This window comes from Roseovarius lutimaris (assembly GCF_900115165.1).
Lineage (GTDB): Bacteria > Pseudomonadota > Alphaproteobacteria > Rhodobacterales > Rhodobacteraceae > Roseovarius > Roseovarius lutimaris.
On sequence record NZ_FOVP01000039.1, the window covers coordinates 1 to 17180 of the forward strand.

At 59.0% G+C, this 17180-nt stretch carries 19 protein-coding genes, 1 tRNA gene, 2 pseudogenes and 1 other annotated feature; of the genes and pseudogenes, 11 read left to right on the top strand and 11 right to left on the bottom strand.

The window, feature by feature from the left end; all coding sequences use genetic code 11:
* The 8 genes from BMZ91_RS19750 to BMZ91_RS19780 all read right to left on the bottom strand — a co-directional run.
* Window positions 1–514, bottom strand: a 514-nt coding sequence (locus BMZ91_RS19750) for a tetratricopeptide repeat protein (protein WP_143076416.1), incomplete at its 3' end; no start/stop codon positions are given.
* Between the two features lie 194 nt (window positions 515–708).
* Window positions 709–1350 (bottom strand): hypothetical protein, encoded by a 642-nt coding sequence (locus BMZ91_RS19755; protein WP_092842318.1) that lies wholly within the window; start codon window positions 1348–1350, stop codon window positions 709–711.
* 296 nt (window positions 1351–1646) lie between these two features.
* Window positions 1647–2093, bottom strand: coding sequence for a helix-turn-helix domain-containing protein (locus tag BMZ91_RS19760; RefSeq protein WP_092842319.1), 447 nt, complete (start codon window positions 2091–2093; stop codon window positions 1647–1649).
* Window positions 2093–2263 carry a hypothetical protein gene (locus BMZ91_RS21560; protein WP_177193935.1) on the bottom strand — a complete coding sequence of 57 codons (171 nt, stop codon included), beginning with the start codon at window positions 2261–2263 and terminating at the stop codon, window positions 2093–2095. Before BMZ91_RS21560 ends, BMZ91_RS19760 begins: the two co-directional genes overlap by 1 nt.
* 90 nt (window positions 2264–2353) lie before the next feature.
* Window positions 2354–2641: a hypothetical protein gene (locus tag BMZ91_RS19765; RefSeq protein WP_092842320.1), complete on the bottom strand. Its 288-nt coding sequence runs from the start codon at window positions 2639–2641 to the stop codon at window positions 2354–2356.
* A gap of 111 nt (window positions 2642–2752) precedes the next feature.
* Window positions 2753–2923 (bottom strand): helix-turn-helix transcriptional regulator, encoded by a 171-nt coding sequence (locus BMZ91_RS19770; protein WP_092842332.1) that lies wholly within the window; start codon window positions 2921–2923, stop codon window positions 2753–2755.
* 77 nt (window positions 2924–3000) lie between these two features.
* The gene (locus BMZ91_RS21265; protein WP_143076417.1) at window positions 3001–3408 is read right to left on the bottom strand and encodes a hypothetical protein; all 408 of its coding nucleotides are present in this window, start codon (window positions 3406–3408) and stop codon (window positions 3001–3003) included.
* A gap of 263 nt (window positions 3409–3671) precedes the next feature.
* The gene (locus tag BMZ91_RS19780; RefSeq protein WP_092842322.1) at window positions 3672–4865 is read right to left on the bottom strand and encodes a tyrosine-type recombinase/integrase; all 1194 of its coding nucleotides are present in this window, start codon (window positions 4863–4865) and stop codon (window positions 3672–3674) included.
* A 519-nt stretch (window positions 4866–5384) separates the two neighbouring features.
* Here BMZ91_RS19780 and BMZ91_RS19785 point away from each other — a divergent pair.
* Complete coding sequence (locus BMZ91_RS19785) at window positions 5385–7013, top strand: AMP-binding protein (protein WP_092842323.1); 1629 nt, start codon at window positions 5385–5387, stop codon at window positions 7011–7013.
* A gap of 159 nt (window positions 7014–7172) precedes the next feature.
* Window positions 7173–8210: a hypothetical protein gene (locus BMZ91_RS19790; protein ID WP_245736495.1), complete on the top strand. Its 1038-nt coding sequence runs from the start codon at window positions 7173–7175 to the stop codon at window positions 8208–8210.
* A gap of 47 nt (window positions 8211–8257) precedes the next feature.
* Here BMZ91_RS19790 and BMZ91_RS19795 read toward each other — a convergent pair whose 3' ends face one another.
* Together BMZ91_RS19795 and BMZ91_RS19800 are read right to left on the bottom strand one after the other, a co-directional pair.
* On the bottom strand, window positions 8258–9052 hold the full coding sequence (locus BMZ91_RS19795; protein WP_092842324.1) for a carbon-nitrogen hydrolase family protein: 795 nt from the start codon (window positions 9050–9052) through the stop codon (window positions 8258–8260).
* 3 nt (window positions 9053–9055) lie between these two features.
* A complete protein-coding gene (locus BMZ91_RS19800; RefSeq protein ID WP_092842325.1) occupies window positions 9056–10213 on the bottom strand; it encodes a M24 family metallopeptidase in 1158 nt (385 codons plus the stop codon).
* Window positions 10214–10374: 161 nt separating this feature from the next.
* Between BMZ91_RS19800 and BMZ91_RS19805 the strand changes: the two genes are divergently transcribed.
* The 7 genes from BMZ91_RS19805 to BMZ91_RS19835 all read left to right on the top strand — a co-directional run bounded on the left by BMZ91_RS19805 (window position 10375) and on the right by BMZ91_RS19835 (window position 14332).
* Window positions 10375–11109: a maleate cis-trans isomerase family protein gene (locus BMZ91_RS19805; RefSeq protein WP_092842326.1), complete on the top strand. Its 735-nt coding sequence runs from the start codon at window positions 10375–10377 to the stop codon at window positions 11107–11109.
* A gap of 92 nt (window positions 11110–11201) precedes the next feature.
* Window positions 11202–12086: a carbon-nitrogen hydrolase family protein gene (locus BMZ91_RS19810; RefSeq protein WP_092842327.1), complete on the top strand. Its 885-nt coding sequence runs from the start codon at window positions 11202–11204 to the stop codon at window positions 12084–12086.
* An 80-nt stretch (window positions 12087–12166) separates the two neighbouring features.
* Window positions 12167–12385: a translation initiation factor IF-1 gene (infA, locus tag BMZ91_RS19815; RefSeq protein ID WP_008186030.1), complete on the top strand. Its 219-nt coding sequence runs from the start codon at window positions 12167–12169 to the stop codon at window positions 12383–12385.
* A 14-nt stretch (window positions 12386–12399) separates the two neighbouring features.
* Window positions 12400–12978, top strand: coding sequence for a Maf family protein (locus BMZ91_RS19820; RefSeq protein ID WP_092842328.1), 579 nt, complete (start codon window positions 12400–12402; stop codon window positions 12976–12978).
* Window positions 12975–13997, top strand: coding sequence for a ribonuclease E/G (locus BMZ91_RS19825; protein WP_092842329.1), 1023 nt, complete (start codon window positions 12975–12977; stop codon window positions 13995–13997). Before BMZ91_RS19820 ends, BMZ91_RS19825 begins: the two co-directional genes overlap by 4 nt.
* The gene (locus BMZ91_RS19830) at window positions 13997–14179 is read left to right on the top strand and encodes a DNA gyrase inhibitor YacG (RefSeq protein WP_092842330.1); all 183 of its coding nucleotides are present in this window, start codon (window positions 13997–13999) and stop codon (window positions 14177–14179) included. The genes BMZ91_RS19825 and BMZ91_RS19830 overlap by 1 nt, the downstream gene beginning before the upstream one ends.
* A gap of 78 nt (window positions 14180–14257) precedes the next feature.
* Window positions 14258–14332 (top strand) — tRNA-Phe (locus tag BMZ91_RS19835).
* A gap of 371 nt (window positions 14333–14703) precedes the next feature.
* On the opposite strand, the gene BMZ91_RS19840 is transcribed toward BMZ91_RS19835, so the two are convergent.
* On the bottom strand, window positions 14704–15837 hold the full coding sequence (locus BMZ91_RS19840) for a zinc-binding dehydrogenase (RefSeq protein ID WP_092842331.1): 1134 nt from the start codon (window positions 15835–15837) through the stop codon (window positions 14704–14706).
* A gap of 478 nt (window positions 15838–16315) precedes the next feature.
* Here BMZ91_RS19840 and BMZ91_RS19845 point away from each other — a divergent pair.
* Together BMZ91_RS19845 and BMZ91_RS19850 are read left to right on the top strand one after the other, a co-directional pair.
* Window positions 16316–16854 (top strand): annotated as a pseudogene (locus tag BMZ91_RS19845) (transposase); the annotation flags it as partial.
* Window positions 16603–16719 (top strand) — a sequence feature (AL1L pseudoknot). It overlaps the preceding pseudogene by 117 nt.
* Window positions 16855–16951: 97 nt before the next feature.
* Window positions 16952–17134 (top strand): annotated as a pseudogene (locus BMZ91_RS19850) (IS256 family transposase); the annotation flags it as partial.
* Window positions 17135–17180: the final 46 nt, after the last annotated feature.

Below are 17180 nucleotides of genomic sequence, written 5' to 3' on the forward strand. Positions count from 1 at the left end.
ACATGATGCCGAGGTTGTACTGAGCGTCGGCATGGCCTTGCTCGGCTGCGAGGCGATACCACTGTACAGCTTCAACGTCATCTTTCGGCACGCCCAAGCCGTAGGCATACATGATGCCGAGTTTGTACTGAGCGTCGGCATGGCCTTGCTCGGATGCGAGGCGATACCACTGTACAGCTTCAACGTCATCTATCGGCACACCCCCGCCTTTGTTATACCTGACGCCGAGGTTGAACTGGGCGGAGGCATTGCCCTGCTCGGCTGCGAGGCGATACCACCGTACAGCTTCAACGTCATCTTTCGGCACGCCCAAGCCGTTGGCATATATTAGGCCAAGATTGTACTGGGCGGAGGCATCGCCTTGCTCGGCCAGAGGCTCCCACTCCCTCAAGGCTGTGCCGTAATCCCCCGCGCGAGCTGCATCCAAACCCTTTTCGAAATCTGCGGCGCGTGCCGTTATGCCTGAAAAGATGACGGTGATAGCGACCAGCGCAACAGATAAAATTCTAAGCATCAATCAACCTCAGACCTGAACCCCAAGTTTCCTCTACGCTGCGTAGAGGTATTCGGTTTGAATTGATGGCCTTACGCGGCGAGATTGTCCAGTTTGATTCCCCTGCAATTTCCAGAGGTGCCAGATTTTCAAACGCCAAATGCGGCTTATGCCGGTTGTAGCCTGCCTGCCGTTTTCCCAACATGTTGCGGGCCTCACCTTCCGAAATACATCTCGACCTCATCCTCGCTGAGAAGGTAGCTATATTTGCTTAGAAATGCTTGGTTTGCTTGGCTCTCGCACCACTCAATTTCAAACCGTTTGCGCTGGTAGGTCCGTTGCCACATGCCCTTGGGCCTGGGCGCTATGCAGTATCCGGTTCCCGGTTCGCCGCCCAGCGCAGTTCGCAGCTTGTTTGCACGCCGCAACATGCGGTCATAGCGGGCCTCTGATTGGCTGGCGTAACCGATGTTATAGCAATGGCGGCAAAGGAAATACCGCCCGCCCATGAACAGCTTGCCGACGCGCCGCCCGCAATGCCGACCACTGACCACGCCGGGGCAAATGAAATAGGGGCGCTGGTTGCCGTAGTGGCAATCTGTGCGGGTGATGCGGATGGTTTGGCTTATTGGTTCCCACTCGCCGCCATATTGGCGCAGCTTGTAATCCAGCACGAAATGACCTTGCTCTGCCCGGCACCCTATCCGCGACACTTCCTCGCCATCGCATGACCAGATCCAGTTGCCGCGCCAACCGGGGCACAGGCAGCCTTGCCGGTGAAGGCGGTTCACATCCAAAGAGCGGCAATTCTCTGCCTTTTGTTTGTAGCCTGTTCGTCCTGAGCCATATCCGCCCATGTGGTGCCTCCTGATATTTTCCGAAATCATTTGGTAAGTTGCGGTTTTGATCGGTCGCGCCCTAATGAAACCCGCTCAACTTTTTTGCCTTCATTTTGCCCGCGCATAAATTTTTCTATCCTCAGCGGTCCTGTTCGACGCTGCCCAGACTTTGCGATACCCCCCCGCTTCCGGCGTTAACCCGTTGCCCCTTGAACGTCCTGCCTATGGCTAGATGTAGATATGTCCTGTTTTTTGTGACGCCGTTGCGCCCGATTTTGGGTTTTGCGTCACAGAAAACAGGACAGTTCACGCCTTCAACCTCCATATTTTCCAACATGCGTCCTGTTTTTTGTGACGGTCATGCACGGTTTTTGTGCGGGGGTTTTGAATTTCATGAACGTTTTGCGCGCGGGCCGACCGTCTGGCGTGGCTTCCTCTGCCAGCCCCCAGACCGATGCGCGCCCGATCCCGGACGGCCCCAAGTGCGGGCCTTGGGTCATGAATATGAACCCGCGTTCCTCCAGCGCATTGAACCACGGGCCGACCGTGTTGCGATGCACGTTCAACGCCGCCGCCGCGTCCCTATGGCTGAGATAGATTGCGCCGTTGTTCGTGCCGTTAAAGCGGCGTTTCAATTCGATGTAGAGCGCGCGGGGGCCGGGGGGCAGGGTTGCCCATGCCTCCGACGCCTGCACCCATTCGGGAAGTTGGACAAACCGCCCAACCCCCGTTTTTTGCCGTTTGTATATCTTGCCAGCCATTAGCGTTTGTCCATCGTCAGGCAGGCCAGCCATACGCGAATGGCGGTCACTTGGCAGGGACAACCGCCAAGCGATACCCAAGCCGCCTCTGCGGCCCCCGCAGCGCCCTTGCGGGCCATGATGTGCCATTTGCCATTGCGGCGGGTCAGGCGTGTGTGCGGGTCAATCATCTGCGGCCCCATAGTGCAGCACCGCGATGAGGCGGGCTTGGGTTTCTGTCAGGCCATAGCGGCGGCGCAGGCGGCGGATACGCGCGGCGGTCATTGTGCGGCCCCGCTATTGCCCAGCGCGCGCGCCGATCTGGGAAAGCGCAGCGTGGCCCGGTCTATCCCTGCTTTCAATGAATAATAGGCGACGTTCTGCGGCCCGCGATATTCGACAAGGATCGGCCAGCCGTAGTGGCGGCGCAGGCGGTGGATAATCGCGCCCAGCCTCCAGCCGCGAACCTCGCGAATTTCGGTCTTGTGGCTGATCGTGCGCAGATCCAGCAAAGCCTTGCAGGTCCAGAAAACCTGTGAATCGCTGGAGTAAAAATTGTCCTGGGTCATTGGGTGGTGCCTTTCTGTTTGAAAGTGCAGCACGCCGGGAATATGGTTGTGGTGTTCGAAGTCACTACTACACCCCCAGCGCCTGCGGTTTCCGCAAGTGCGGGGGTGTTTTCAGTTCCGGGCCTCGGCCAAGGCCGCGTCTATATCGGCCTCGACCCAATAGAGGCGCGCGCCGAATTTGATCGGCTGGGGCAAGCGGCCCGCCTCAATGTCACGATAGACGGATGAACGGCTGCGACCGCCAATCTTTGCTTGCAGGTCAGGGAAGGAAAGGTAACGCATATCATGCTCCATTGGTGCTTGTACAAAGCCCAAGATAGGTCATGAAATGTTGATATAGGTCAGAAGGGACGGGTCATTTATGAGCGCGTTGTCTGACGCTCAAATGTTTGTAACATCTCGAGAGCACTTGCGGCGGACACCACGTTTCCTTGCGATGTGCGAACGTCGAGACACTCAAATACATCTTCCATAAATCTTCCAAATGGCCCGGGGTGGTAGTGGTTCTGGCTCTTCGGAGCGAAGTTCTCCACGAAGTGTTCGTGATCTGGCCCTTCGCCCCACTCACCGTTTTCGATATGCCACTGCTCTTCGCCCCAAGCATTACGGCACTCACTCGCTATTGAGATAACTTGGTAATTTCGATTAGGAGACGCTTTGGCAAGCTTCTTATGATACCGATGGGCATTGTCTATTTTTTCATGCGCTTCTGAAAGGAAATCAACCAACTCTCGCTGGCAAGTGATAAGTTCGCTATCAGGTTCCAATGACCCTCGAAGGTTTCTAATCGTCTCTGGCCTCATTCGAAAGACTGCTCTTAGAGCCTCCGCCAGCGCCTTTCTTAAGGTGTCCAAATTTTCCTCATCGGCACTGACTGGCAACCATTTAAAACCTGCATTGGCACTACTTAAGAGGTCGTTCGCGTAGAACGTCGCTCTAGTCCACTCAGGTATCGAATTCACTGGACCGCGTGCAGAGGGCATGTGTCTTTCGACTATGCGAGCCATTGTTTTTATGGATGCTTCACACATTAACGCGCCATTTGAAATATTCTGCTTGCGCTATTCTTTTTAGAAACCGCTTCGCTCCACCGCTCCATCAGCGCCCGCCGTTGCTCCAGAAAATCCGTCCGCTTGTAGGCTTGCACCGTCTTAGACCCGACCATATGGCTAATGCACATTTCGGCCACGTCATGCGGCGCGTTCGTCGCCTCTGCCAGCCATACCCGCAGGGATGTGCGAAACCCGTGGGGGCGCTCTTTCATGCCGCGCCGATCCATCAGGGCGGTCATGGTCATATCGGAAATGACGCCTCGCTTGGCACCGGGAAACAAGAACCCGTCACGGGCAAACTTGCGGGCCTCTGCAATCACGCGCTGGGCCTCGGCTGAAAGGGGAACGCGGAATTCTTTGGTAGCACCTTTGCGGCCTTTCATATCATCGGCGGGGATGGTCCAGACGTCACCGTCAATCTGTTCCACATGGATATTGCGCAGCGGGCCAGACCGCGCGCCCGTCAGAATGAGCAGGCGCAAGGCCAATTCTGTGATGCTGCCGCCGAGAGACTGATAGAAGGCTGGCACATCTTGCCAAGGGAGGGATGGAACGTTGGTCACAGTGTGGCGCTGTCGGCCTAGCAGCGCCTTTGCCTTTTCGGTCGCTTGCAGGTCAACTTCTAGGCCCAGCGCCGCCGCGTGACGCAGAACGATGGTAAGACGGCTCATCGCCTTTTCAGCGGTAGCGGCTTTCGTGTGCCAGATCGGGGCCAAGGTGTCGCGGATATCCTTTTGGTCGATATCGGCCACGGGCACGCGGCCCAGCTTTGGCAGGACATGCAGTTCAAGCGGTGAAAACCAACGCCCCGCCTTGCCGTCGCCTTTCAGTTCGGCCTTGCGGCTCTCGAAAGCGTCCAGCGCGATATCGGCCAACATGTGGATATTGCGCGCCGCCTCGCGCCGCTGGCGTTCGCGTTCCTTAATCGGGTCCAGACCTTGCCGCGCCACGGCCCGCCATGTGTCGGCCACCTCGCGCGCCTCTTTCAATGAGCGGTCAGGATAGGCCCCCAGGCCCATTTCGCGCCGCCTGCCATGCACCGTCACCCGCAACACCCATTGCGCGCCGCCATCCTCGCGCTTGACCAGCCAAAGCCCGCCGCCGTCCGCATGTTTGCCGACGCTGGCGGTCTTTACCCCGGATGCACTCAGACGATTTATGGCACGGCCCATTTTCTATCCCCCTCTCAATCCCCCACAACATATGGTATACTATGGGGTGTTGTGAAGTGCTATGGAATAGGGAAATGTCTAAATCGCTCTATTTTACAGGGGATTCGGTATTCCGTGGTGCATCAAGATATAGGGATTAGATGCCCACCGCCCGCACCAACTCTCCTTTACCTTGTTGAAATGCCGCCAAGACCCTGAAGGATAGGTTGTTCTTGGTGTTAGATAGCCTTCATTCCGGCATTTTGTCGGGATCGTCGATTGCAAACACGCCCCGTCAAGCGATCCGGCGCTTTGGAAACAGGCCAATCGCCGGGCTGCGGAATTTGCGCGACATGAGTGCTCGCCATGGTTTTCTCGGCCTTCGGGCGGCATCCCAACGCCTGTTTCAACGGGGTGTCCTGCCCGGGCCTGTTTCGCTTGGCTCACATCATACCGATGCGCGCGTGATTCGCATTTGAATGGGCGCGCAAAATCAATATCCTTTCCCAACTCATGACGCAGGGAATCAGGGAGGGCGCGATGGGCTGGATGAAGGATGAGACCGGTCTTGACCGGACGGCGGCGAATTTCGTGCCGCTGACGCCGCTGTCGCATCTGCGGCGTGCCGCGCATGTGTTCGCGGACCGCGAGGCGCTGGCCTATCGCGGATTTCGCAAGACCTACGGCGAATATTACGACCGCTGCACGCGGCTGGCCTCTGGTCTGGTCAAGCTTGGCATCGCACCGGGCGATGTGGTGGCGACGATCCTGCCCAATATCCCGGCCCATGCCGAGGCGCATTTTGGTGTGCCCGCCTGTGGCGCAGTTCTCAACACGATCAACACCCGGCTCGAACCCGATACAATCGCCTATATCCTTGATCATGGCGGGGCGCGCGCGGTGCTCTGTGATCCGCAATTCCTGCCCTCTCTGGCAGAGGCGATCGAGATCATGGATGGCCCGGCTCCGCAGGTGATCGAGGTTGCCGATGATCAGGCCGGCGTGCATGGCGGTGGCCACTACATGGAGTATGAGGCGCTGTTGGCCTCGGGCGATCCTGACTTTGACTGGATCATGCCGGACGATGAATGGGAAAGCCTTGCGCTCAATTATACCTCTGGCACGACCGGGCGACCCAAGGGCGTGGTCTGTCACCATCGGGGCGCGTATCTGATGACGATGGGCACGGTCGTAAGCTGGGATTTGCCGCGCTATCCGCGCTACCTGACGATTGTACCGCTGTTTCACTGCAATAACTGGAACCACACCTGGTTGATGCCAATGCTGGGCGGCACGGTTGTGTGTTGTCGCGATATAACTGCGCGCGCAATCTATGACGCGATTGCCGATGAGGGGGTCACCCATCTCGGCGCGGCGCCGATTGTTCTCAATACCATCGTCAATGCCAAGCCCGAGGATCGGCGCAGCTTTGACCATATCGTCGATGTGTTCACCGCCGGCGCGCCGCCGCCCGCCGCCACGCTGGCCGCGATCGAGCCGCTTGGCTTTAGCGTGACGCAGGTTTACGGGCTGACCGAAACCTATGGTCATGTCACCGAATGCCTCTGGCAAAAGGGCTGGAACGACCTGCCCGAGGACGAACGCTATGCCATCAAGGCGCGCACCGGCATCCTGATGCCGATGATGGAAGACATCACCGCGATGGACGGCGACACCATGACCCAGATCCCGATGGATGGCACCGCCCAGGGCGAGATCATGATCCGCGGCAATTCGGTAATGAAGGGCTATCTGAAAAACCCCGAGGCCACGGCAGAGGCCTTTCGCGGCGGCTATTTTCACTCGGGCGATATCGCGGTGCAGCATCCCGATGGCTATCTTCAGATCGCGGACCGGGCCAAGGATATCATCATTTCTGGCGGCGAAAACATAAGCTCGGTCGAGGTCGAAGGCGTGCTGATGCGCCACCCGGCCGTGCTGCTTTGTGCGGTGGTGGCCAAACCCGATGACAAATGGGGCGAAACGCCCTGCGCCTTTGTCGAGCTGAAAGACGGTGCCGAGGCCAGCGAGAGCGAGCTGATTGCCTTTGCCCGCGACCGTCTTGCCGGGTTCAAGACCCCCAAGACGGTGGTGTTTCAGGACCTGCCCAAAACCTCGACCGGCAAAATCCAGAAGTTCGAATTGCGCCAGATCGCCCGCAGGCTCTGATCGCATCCTCCGCTTAAGCCCTTTCATCTTTCCATAAATACTCATACCCGGCCCGCACCGCCACGCCGTCGCGCCTTTATCGAATGCATGACCAAGCCTGATTGCCCGCGCCGCGCGCCTCGTGCTACTCTCAGCGCAAAGAGGCAGGGCAGCCCCCGGATGACAGTGACAGCACTCAGCAAATACCAGCGTCTTGAGGCGCAAGCCCTCTGGCGGGCGACGCCCGAGGCGCAGCGCATTGATGTGATCATATCGGTGGGCGAGGCGACCCTGACCATCACCGACACCCGCGACCGGGTTTTGGCGCATTGGTCGCTGGCGGCCATCGCGCGCAGCAATCCGGGCGCGCATCCGGCGATTTATCATCCCGATGGCGATCCCGGTGAAACCCTTGAGGTTTCGGCGGATGAATCCGACATGATCGAGGCCATCGACAAGCTGCGTGCGGCCATCTCGCGCCAGCGGCCGCGCCCTGGACGGCTGCGCTTTGTCGGGTTTCTCACCAGCCTCGCGGCAGTGATGGCGCTGGCGGTGTTCTGGCTGCCGGGGGCGGCGCGACATCATGCACTGGCCGTGGTGCCGGCCGTCAAACGCGCCGAGATCGGACAGGCCCTTCTGGGGCATCTGCAAAAGGTCACCGGCCCTGCCTGTCGCGGACCCGGCGGCGCGACGGCGCTATCAGAACTGGCCGGGCGCCTGCCCGCGCCGCAGGGCGACGCGACGCGATTCATGGTGGTGCGCGGTGGCGTTGCGGGCGCGCTGCGCTTGCCGGGCGGGGCGGTGCTGATCAATGCGGCGCTGGTCGAGGATTACGAGGAACCTGATGTTGTGGCAGGTCATATCGTGGCCGCCTATCTGCGCGCCGAGAAGCGCGATCCGCTCGATCGGCTTCTGGCGCAGGGCGGGGTATCGGCCAGCCTGCGCCTGCTCACAACCGGTGTCTTGCCCGAAGAGGCCTTGCGCGCCCATGCCGAGGCACTGTTGACCGATCCGCCCGATCCGCTTGATCCCGAAACGCTTTTGGCCGGGTTTCGCGCTTGGGCGGTGCGTGCCACGCCCTATGCCTATGCGGTTGATATCACGGGTGAAACAGTCCTACCTCTGATCGAGGCCGACCCCTTTGCCGTGCCGCCGCCACCACCGCCCCTCCTGAGCGATCAGGATTGGTTGCGGCTTCAGGCGATCTGTGGCGGCTAGAGCTTTTCGAAGATGCGACATGTTCTTGAAGAAAACCGCGCAAGCGATCAGCTTACCCATGGCAGGCGACGCCGGTCGCTGAGATAGGGCAGGCGGGCCTGCGCCGCCGAGACGGCGGATTTGGCAAACGTCGCCTCGATCAGCGCCGGGTCACTCGCGGCGCGGGCAAGGTCTTGACCATCGGGGCCAATCAGACAGCTTCCGCCGAAATAGTCCGCCCCGTTCTCTGAGCCGCAGTAATTGGCGTAACAGAGGTAAACGCCGTTTTCGAAGGCACGGCTTGGTACAACCTTTTCCGAGACAACACCCCAGCCCGCGCCAAGGGCGGTCGGCACCGCCACGATATCGGCCCCGGCGAGCGCCACATGGCGCGGGTTCTCGGGGAATTCGACATCATAACAGATCAGTAGTCCGATCGTGAAACCGCCAAGCTCGAACAGCTCACAACCGGTGCCAGAGGTGAAATGATCGCCCTCGAACCCCGGCGGCAGCAATAGCTTGCGGTGATGGCCGATGCTTTCGCCGCTCCGGTCAATGCAGTGCGCGGCGTTGTAAAGCTGATCGCCCTGCCGCTCGGCATAGCCATAAAGAATGGCGGTGCCATGGGTTTTGGCGAGATCCGCGATGGCGCGGGCAAAGGTGCCATCCGCGGCTTCGGCGCGCGCCGCCAGACGATCACCGATGTTATAGCCGCATTGAAACAGCTCGGGCAGAACAATGAGATCAAGCGGCGCGGCGCCGCGTGCCTGCAGAGTGTCTGACAGCCAGGCAAGGCGGGCCTCGGCCCCGTCAAGACCGGCCGTGCATTGGGCAACGGCAACGCGAAGGGTGGCACCGGCCATGGTTTACCCCTTGCTCAGCAGGATTTCACGCGGATAGTCGGTGATATAGTCAAACCCGGTCTCGGTCACGACGATTGAATCGCCAATCCGCCCGGCGGTCACGCCATCGACCGAAATCCCGCCATCGACCGCAAAGGTCATGCCCGCGCGCAGAACGGTCTTGTCGCCTGTCTTGAGTTCCGGTGCTTCGAGGTAAGCCACCCCGATAGAGCGCCCGGTGCGATAGCCGGTCTGAAAGCCGCGCTCTTGGTAAACGGCGTTGGCGGCGGCGGCGACGTCTTCGGCGATCACACCGGGGCGGATCGCGGCAATCGCGGCTTGTTGGGCGTCAATCGCGGCTTGTTGCACCTCGCGGTCCTTGTCCTTGACCTCGCCGATATGGAACATCCGGTCGAACCCAAGCTTGTATTGCTTGAACTGCGCCATGTTGCAAAAGCAGAAATAGACCGGGTCGAATTTCTCATAGGCTTTGACGCTGGCGCGGCGATGCACCATCGAGGCATCGGCGCCGCTCTGCAGGATTTGCAGGTTGTGGATCATCGGCGAGACGAACCGATCCCATCCCTTGGCGGTGAGAAAGGTCGCCGCCTTGCGCGATCCGGCCTCGATCACCGCAAGGGCGGAGTCATATTCCGGCGCGCCTTCGCGTAGGCTATCGTGGGCGGCGGCCATCATCGCCCCGGCGATTTGCCCGGCCTCTTTCATCACGCCAATTTCAAACGGGGATTTGACGGTGCGCATCGCACCTAATATGGGCGAGATATCCCTGAGCGGTACACTGGGATAGGTGTCGTCAAGGTGGTTGCGCACAATCGCCGGGATGGTGTTGCGCTCGATATAGATCGCGGCGGGTTTTTCGCCAAGGGCGCCTGCAAGGGCGCGGCCCCAGGTGCGTTGGCCCATATCCTCCCAAGTGCGGACATCCTCGACCCAGGTCATCGCCGCGACCATTTCGGATTCCATCAGCGGGGTGATCACCACCGGCGCATCATCGGCATCGACCACAAGCAGGGTCGGGCGGCCAAATTCGATCCCGAGATACCCCCAGAAGCCGGCGAGATATGCGATCGAGCTTTCGTCGGTGAACACCGCTTTTTGAATGCCTTCATCCTTCATGCGGGCCTGAAGGGCCTGGGTGCGAATTTTGGCTTCTTCAAGCATTACGGGTCTCCTGTTACGGGGCTGTGTGTCGAATCATCTGCTGGTCACGGTGCTTGCTGTCATTGGGTAAGCTGTGTACATATATCACGTCAATACGGAATAATTGCGCGTTATATGAGGTTATGTCTTTTATGTGTATACAGCATGGCGAGGCGCCGGACATGAGCACCGCCTTTGACGCGGGCCGTCACGGGCGCGCGAAAATCGGGTTTGTGTTGCTCTCGACCGAACAGACCATCGAGGATGACATGTTTACACTTTGCCCGCCCGGTGTTGGGCTTCATTTCACCCGCGCGCCGATCCCGGATTCGATCACTGTCGAAAGCCTGCGTGCGCAGGCCGATGATCTGGCGCAGGCGGCGGCAAATATCCTGCCGGACGGAAGCCTTGATGTGATCTGTTACGCCTGCACCTCGGGCAGCCTTGTGATTGGCGAAGACCGGGTGTTCGCCGAGCTGCGCAAAGGCGCGCCGAAAGCCATGCCGACATCCCTGATCACCGGGGTGATGGGCGCCCTGCGCGCCATCGGGGCGCGCCGAATCGCGGTGGCCACGCCCTACCTTGACGAAATCAACCGGCGCGAGGCCGATTATATGACGGCGGCGGGCTTTGAGATCGTCAATATTCAAGGGCTGAACCTTGAGAAAGACAGCGACATGATCCGGCTGCGCCCCGATTTCATAGCAGATTTTGCCGCCCGCGTGGATTGCCCCGATGCCGATGCCCTGTTCATAAGCTGCGGCGCGCTGCGCTCGATCGATGTGCTGGAGGCGTTGGAGCAAAAACTTGGCAAGCGGGTGATTTCGTCAAATCAGGCGATGATGTGGGATGTCTTGCGCCGGGCCGGTGTCCGCGACCGGATCGCGGGATACGGATCACTGTTGCGCGACTTTTAGGGCCATCGGGCCGGGTGACCTGCTCGACTGTGCGGGCCTGAACCTGTATCGAGCAAGGTGAATGTCTTTTTGCCTGCTGCCCGGAGATCACCATGAAAATCGCCACCGCCGCCTATCCGCTTGATCCCCTGACCACATGGGCCGATTACGCCGCCAAGATCACCTCTTGGGTGGCGGATGCGGCCACGCAAAGCGCGGATCTGGCGGTTTTCCCGGAATATGGCGCGATGGAGCTTGCCATGCTGGCCGGGCCAGAGGTGGCGGGCGATCTTGAACGATCCTTGCATGCGGTGTCGGGGTTGATTGGCGATGCCGATGATCTTCACGCCGATCTGGCGACGCGCTATGGGCTGCATATTCTGGCGGCCTCGGCGCCGGTGTTTGATGCCGAAATTGGCGCGCGCCCGGTCAATCGCGCGCGGCTGTTTTCGCCCACCGGCGGGCGCGGCGCGCAGGACAAACAGATCATGACCCGGTTCGAGCGCGACATCTGGGATGTGGTGCCCGGCGGGCCGTTGAAGGTTTTCGACACCAGCCTTGGCAAGATCGGCATCCTGATCTGTTACGATTCCGAATTTCCCTTGCTAGGCCGTGGGTTGAGCGATGCCGACCTGATCCTTGTGCCTTCCTGCACCGAAGCATTGGCAGGTTATTCGCGGGTGCGGATCGGGGCGATGGCCCGCGCGCTTGAAGCCCAATGCGTCACGGTGATGGCGTCAACCGTGGGGGATGCCGCATGGTCGCCTGCGGTGGATGAAAATACCGGCATGGGCGGCGTTTTCGGCCCCCCCGATACCGGCTTTCCGCCGACCGGCGTCATTGCCGAGGGCACACTCAACACCCCCGGCTGGACCCTGGCCGAGGTTGACCTTGGCCGCGTTGCCCATGTGCGCGCCGATGGGGTTGTTCTGAATCGCAAACACTGGTCCGAACAGGCGGGCCGCGATATGGCGATCACATATCAACGAATATCGTGATTATAGCCTTGAAAAAAGCCGGAAATAGCGCCATTTAGGCGGCTGTCCGCGAATGGGCGGATGAAAATAATGGAGATACCATGGCCAAGGAAGAACTGCTCGAATTTCCCGGTGTCGTAAAGGAACTCCTGCCGAATGCGACATTCCTGGTCGAGCTGGAAAACGGCCATACCATCATCGCTCATACGGCAGGCAAGATGCGCAAGAACCGAATCCGCGTTCTGGCCGGCGACAAGGTTCAGGTGGAAATGACCCCCTATGATCTGACCAAGGGTCGGATCAACTATCGCTTTAAGTAAGCGATTGATATTGCATGCGTTTGATCCTCGGATCGGGTAGCCCGCGCCGCCGGGATCTGTTGGCGCAGATCGGGGTTGTGGCGGCTGATATCCGCCCGCCTGACATTGATGAAACCCCACGGACATCCGAATTGCCGCGCCCGTATTGCATACGCATGGCGCGCGAAAAGGCTCTGGCGGTCAGGGCAGATGAGGGCGAAATCGTGCTCTCGGCCGATACCACGGTGGCGCTTGGCCGCCGAATCCTCGGCAAGCCGGAAACGGCGGGCGAGGCGGCCGAGTTTCTGTTGATGCTTTCCGGGCGGCGCCACCGGGTGATCACCGCCGTCGCGGTGCGTCACGGCGAACGGGTCTGGGAACGCGATGTTGTCACAACCGTTAAATTCAAACAGATTTCCGATGAAGAGCTGAACGCCTATCTTGCCACCAACGACTGGCAGGGCAAGGCGGGCGGCTATGGCATTCAAGGCCCGGCTGGCGCGCTAATCCCTTGGATTCAGGGCTCTTTTAGCGCCGTTGTCGGATTGCCGATTTGTGAAACTGCCGGTCTTCTGCGCGCGGCCGGCTATCCGTTATATAAGGATCTGCCATGAAGGGCCGCACCATTGCTCTTGATCACGTGAACGGGTTTGAGGCCGCCGCCCTTCTGGTCGATGGCCGCCTGAACGATCTTTTGATTGATTCGGAGCATCCGCGCCCCGGAGCGATCTATCGCGCGATTGCCGACCGGCCGGTAAAGGGGCAGGGCGGCATGTTCCTGCGCACGCCGGATGGATCGGCCTTTCTGCGCCAGATCAAGGGTTTGGCGCCCGGTCAGCCGATTCTGGTGCAGGTCACGGGCTACGCCGAGCCGGGCAAGGCCCTGCCAGTGACCTCGAAGCTATTGTTCAAAAGCCGCTATGCGATCATCACGCCTTCGGCCCCCGGCCTTAATATTTCGCGCGCGATCAAGGATGAGGCGATCCGCGACTCGCTTCTGGAAATCGCGCACGCCGAGATGGTCGATAGCGATATGGGGCTTATCCTGCGCTCGTCCTGCGAGGGGGCCGATGCCGCCGAGATCGCCGAGGATATTCGCGCCATGCTTGATCTGGCGGCGGCGGTTCTGGCCGATGCCACCGGTGAGGGGGCCGAAAAGCTGACCGAGGGCGACGGGCCGCATGTGCTGGCCTGGCGCGACTGGACCGCCCCGGCCGAGGTGGTCACCGCCGAGGGCTGTTTTGCCGAGCACGGCGTACTCGATCATATCGAGGCCCTGCGCGACCCGCAGGCGCCCCTGCCGGGCGGTGCGTCCTATTTCATCGAGCCGACCCGCGCCCTTGTCGCCGTTGACGTGAATACCGGCGGCGATGCCAGCCTTGCCGCGGGTCTCAAGGCCAACCTTGCCACCGCCCGCGACCTGCCCCGCCAGTTGCGCCTGCGCGGTCTTGGCGGGCAGATCACCCTTGATCTTGCGCCGATGCCGAAAAAGGACCGTCGCCAGTTCGAAACCTCCCTGCGCGCCGCCTTTCGCCACGATTCTGTGGAAACCACCCTTGTCGGCTGGACCCCTCTTGGCCATTTTGAATTGCAGCGCAAGCGCGACCGGCTGCCGCTCAGCGAGGTGCTGTGATGGCTTGTCCGATTTGTAAGAAAGCGACGGTGTCCAAGTATCGCCCGTTCTGTTCCAAACGCTGTGCGGATGTCGATCTTGGCAAATGGTTTTCTGGCGACTACGCCGTTCCCTCGACCGATCCCGAGGATATCGAAGAGGCAATCGAGGCGATCTCGCAAGAACCTCAAAAACCACATTGATTTTTTAATCAAAGCCTCTGGACACCCCGCTTAGCCTCGCCTAGAACGCCAACACCCGAACGCTCACGCGTTCCCGGTGCCCGGGTAGCTCAGGGGTAGAGCAGTGGATTGAAAATCCTCGTGTCGGTGGTTCGATTCCGCCCCCGGGCACCATTTTAGCGAGCTAAAATGCAGCTAAGTCTTGGATTTTAAGAGATAAATAAGGTCAAAGCCGACTGTCATAGCTTCAAATTGTATCACATTTTCCGGCCGTTGCTATGATGCGCGCCAGTGCTGCGTATTTCCAAGTGAACGCCACCCGGTCTCGCCCAACGTCGCCGCGCAATGTTAACAATGTTGCGCGGCTTCGACATTGCGGCCAAACCTTAAGACGTAATTTTTAGCGGCACAGTTTGGATGTGAAATAAGCCAGCCCGAGTCTCAGCGAAAGCTTGTTTTGTCTGCCCAAGGAAAACTGGGCGCAAATCACGCCCCAACACACTGAAGTGTCGGAGCGGATGTTGGCAACTTATCCAGCAATCGCGTTACATTGGAAGCTGCGGATTGATGAGGAACTTTGCACCCGTCTTTTTGGCATTATAGCGTGCCACGACGCCAGCCTGCAGCGCATCGGCAAGCGAAATCTCGTCTGAGTAGTCATTTGCAAAGGTAGTCGTTAACTCCTGAACCACGCGCGTGCGCATACGCCCGGCGACCTCTTGACCGACACGGGCAAGGAAATTGGGCAGTAGCCATCCGCCAACGCCCCACGCCATACCATATCCGCGTGTCAGGGTCGTCTCGGAGGTGTCTAAACCACCATAGAGATAGACCTGTTTGTGCTTCACGGAACCATAGATGCTGTAAGCTCCCGGTGTCCGTGCAGCCGCTGCTTCCATTGCGCTGAGGATATCGGAAGCCAGCCGTCCGCCGCCCGTCGCATCAAAGGCTAAAGTCGCACCAGTTTCGTGTATGGCATCCGTTAGATCAGCCATAAAGCTGCCTTTGGAGCTATCAACGACATACTGAGCACCCATATCGCGCAGCAGTTTTTCCTGCGTTGTAGAGCGCACGATATTGACCAGCTGTACGTCATCAGCCTGACAGATGCGGTTCAACATCTGGCCCAAATTCGAGGCCGCTGCTGTATGGACAAGCGCGGTGTGCCCCTCAAGCCGCATGACTTCTACCATGGACGACGCCGTGAGCGGATTAACGAAACAGGCGGCACCATCCTTGGCTGTATGCTCTGACCCAAGGGGTAAACACATCGTCGCTTTGACGACGCGGTATTGCGCATACATTTCGCCGCCCATGAGGCCAACCACTTTGCCCATAAGCTCTTGGGCGTTCTCACCAGCAGCAACAACAGTACCACTGCCTTCGTTGCCAATGGGAAGGTCTTGACCAACACGGGCTTTCATCACCTGCATGCCGTGTTTTGACACTGGTGCCTTTAGGACTGTGTCAGCGCCTGTGCCTGTAGATGTAGCCTTGTCCATGGACGACCAGCCAAACATCACACCTTGATCTGACGGGTTGATCGGGGCCGCTTCAATGCGCACCAATACCTCGTCCGGACCGGGCGTGGGCATTTTCTTTTCAACAAGGCGCATTTGGAGTTCACCATCCGTGCTAACAGTGGAAATCATCTGAAGATATGTTTCGGGCAGGGACATTTTTGTTCACTTTCTTGAATAAGATTTACGCAGAGCCAAGCAAGCGTTCATCGTGACCTGCTTTGATCGGGGGCGCAATTATGAGGTGTGATCTAAATGGTTAGTCTACGTAGCTAACCATGGTTTCAAGTGACCTACGCACCTTCTTCATTGGCAACAGCCAATCTCCGGCTGGATCACGGTAGCCCACTTGTTGTTCTTGTCACCGCAAGGGACCAGAAAGCCATCAGACTTACTCGGTGCGAGTTGTGGCCTTTCGGCGCTACCTGATGGCATCGTTTTGAAACATGTCTAAGATAGCATTTTGGAACTCGCTGAGCTTTTCGGACATCGACAAAAGCTTGATCATTTGCTTTTGCTGAGCTTCGTTACTGTTCAGGATTGCATCCTCCACGGCCTTCGGAAAGTCCCCCAAAAGAGCTTGTTTGAATCGCCCCGAGTTTGTCGGAGACCATCAACTTAAGTAAGGATGATGGTTATGACAAAAAGCAAAATGGCAAATCGCTACTCTCCTGAGGTCCGCGCTCGCGCGGTCCGAATGGTGTTCGAGCATCAAGGCTCCTACGAAACGCAGGCGGGCGCGATCGCGGCCATTGCACCCAAGATCGGCTGTATTCCCCAAACCTTGAGCGGATGGGTCAAGCAGGCTGAGAAGGACAGCGGCATGCGCGACGGAGTGACAACCGAAGAGCGTGATCGTATCAAGACGCTGGAACGGGAAAACCGTGAGCTGCGCCAAGCGAATGAAATTCTCCGCAAGGCATCAGCTTATTTTGCGCAGGCGGAACTCGACCGCCCACTCAAGCGATGATCGGCTTCATTGACGATCAAAGGGCTGTTTACGGTGTCGAGTCGATCTGCAGGGTGCTGCCGATCGCACCGTCAACTTACTACCACCGTCTGGCATGCCTCGCTGATCCGGCCAAAGCTTCTGCCCGGTATCAGCGGGATACAGAGCTGCGCCGGGAGATCAAACGTGTCTGGGATGAGAATTATCAGGTCTACGGGGTGCGCAAGGGAGCTATGCGGGAATTTGGGTGATGGCGTGATTTGAAGGGCGGCGTATCGTGGCAGGTGATCAAGCCAGCCAGAACCTCACGAGGAGCGATACGCCATGAATGAAGATACGACTATCCTGCCTTTTCGCCAATCAGAAACGATCTTGGATCCGCTGACAGAGCTTGCCCGTGAAGGCGCGCGCCGGATGTTGGCGGAAGCGCTGAAAGCCGAAGCTGATGCGTTCGTCGCCAGTTTTGCTGAAGAGCAGCTGGAGGATGGCCGCCAGCGGATTGTGCGATGAGCCAGTGAAGCGCCACTGGTTCGAGCCCACTGGCGAAAGATTT

Excerpts from the sequence above, each read along its gene's own strand:
- BMZ91_RS19755 (WP_092842318.1), bottom strand. The coding sequence starts at position 1,350 with ATGGGCGGATATGGCTCAGGACGAACAGGCTACAAACAAAAGGCAGAG.
- BMZ91_RS19760 (WP_092842319.1), bottom strand. The coding sequence starts at position 2,093 with ATGGCTGGCAAGATATACAAACGGCAAAAAACGGGGGTTGGGCGGTTT.
- BMZ91_RS21560 (WP_177193935.1), bottom strand. The coding sequence starts at position 2,263 with ATGATTGACCCGCACACACGCCTGACCCGCCGCAATGGCAAATGGCAC.
- BMZ91_RS19765 (WP_092842320.1), bottom strand. The coding sequence starts at position 2,641 with ATGACCCAGGACAATTTTTACTCCAGCGATTCACAGGTTTTCTGGACC.
- BMZ91_RS19770 (WP_092842332.1), bottom strand. The coding sequence starts at position 2,923 with ATGCGTTACCTTTCCTTCCCTGACCTGCAAGCAAAGATTGGCGGTCGC.
- BMZ91_RS19780 (WP_092842322.1), bottom strand. The coding sequence starts at position 4,865 with ATGGGCCGTGCCATAAATCGTCTGAGTGCATCCGGGGTAAAGACCGCC.
- BMZ91_RS19785 (WP_092842323.1), top strand. The coding sequence starts at position 5,385 with ATGGGCTGGATGAAGGATGAGACCGGTCTTGACCGGACGGCGGCGAAT.
- BMZ91_RS19790 (WP_245736495.1), top strand. The coding sequence starts at position 7,173 with ATGACAGTGACAGCACTCAGCAAATACCAGCGTCTTGAGGCGCAAGCC.
- BMZ91_RS19795 (WP_092842324.1), bottom strand. The coding sequence starts at position 9,052 with ATGGCCGGTGCCACCCTTCGCGTTGCCGTTGCCCAATGCACGGCCGGT.
- BMZ91_RS19800 (WP_092842325.1), bottom strand. The coding sequence starts at position 10,213 with ATGCTTGAAGAAGCCAAAATTCGCACCCAGGCCCTTCAGGCCCGCATG.
- BMZ91_RS19805 (WP_092842326.1), top strand. The coding sequence starts at position 10,375 with ATGAGCACCGCCTTTGACGCGGGCCGTCACGGGCGCGCGAAAATCGGG.
- BMZ91_RS19810 (WP_092842327.1), top strand. The coding sequence starts at position 11,202 with ATGAAAATCGCCACCGCCGCCTATCCGCTTGATCCCCTGACCACATGG.
- infA (WP_008186030.1), top strand. The coding sequence starts at position 12,167 with ATGGCCAAGGAAGAACTGCTCGAATTTCCCGGTGTCGTAAAGGAACTC.
- BMZ91_RS19820 (WP_092842328.1), top strand. The coding sequence starts at position 12,400 with ATGCGTTTGATCCTCGGATCGGGTAGCCCGCGCCGCCGGGATCTGTTG.
- BMZ91_RS19825 (WP_092842329.1), top strand. The coding sequence starts at position 12,975 with ATGAAGGGCCGCACCATTGCTCTTGATCACGTGAACGGGTTTGAGGCC.
- BMZ91_RS19830 (WP_092842330.1), top strand. The coding sequence starts at position 13,997 with ATGGCTTGTCCGATTTGTAAGAAAGCGACGGTGTCCAAGTATCGCCCG.
- BMZ91_RS19840 (WP_092842331.1), bottom strand. The coding sequence starts at position 15,837 with ATGTCCCTGCCCGAAACATATCTTCAGATGATTTCCACTGTTAGCACG.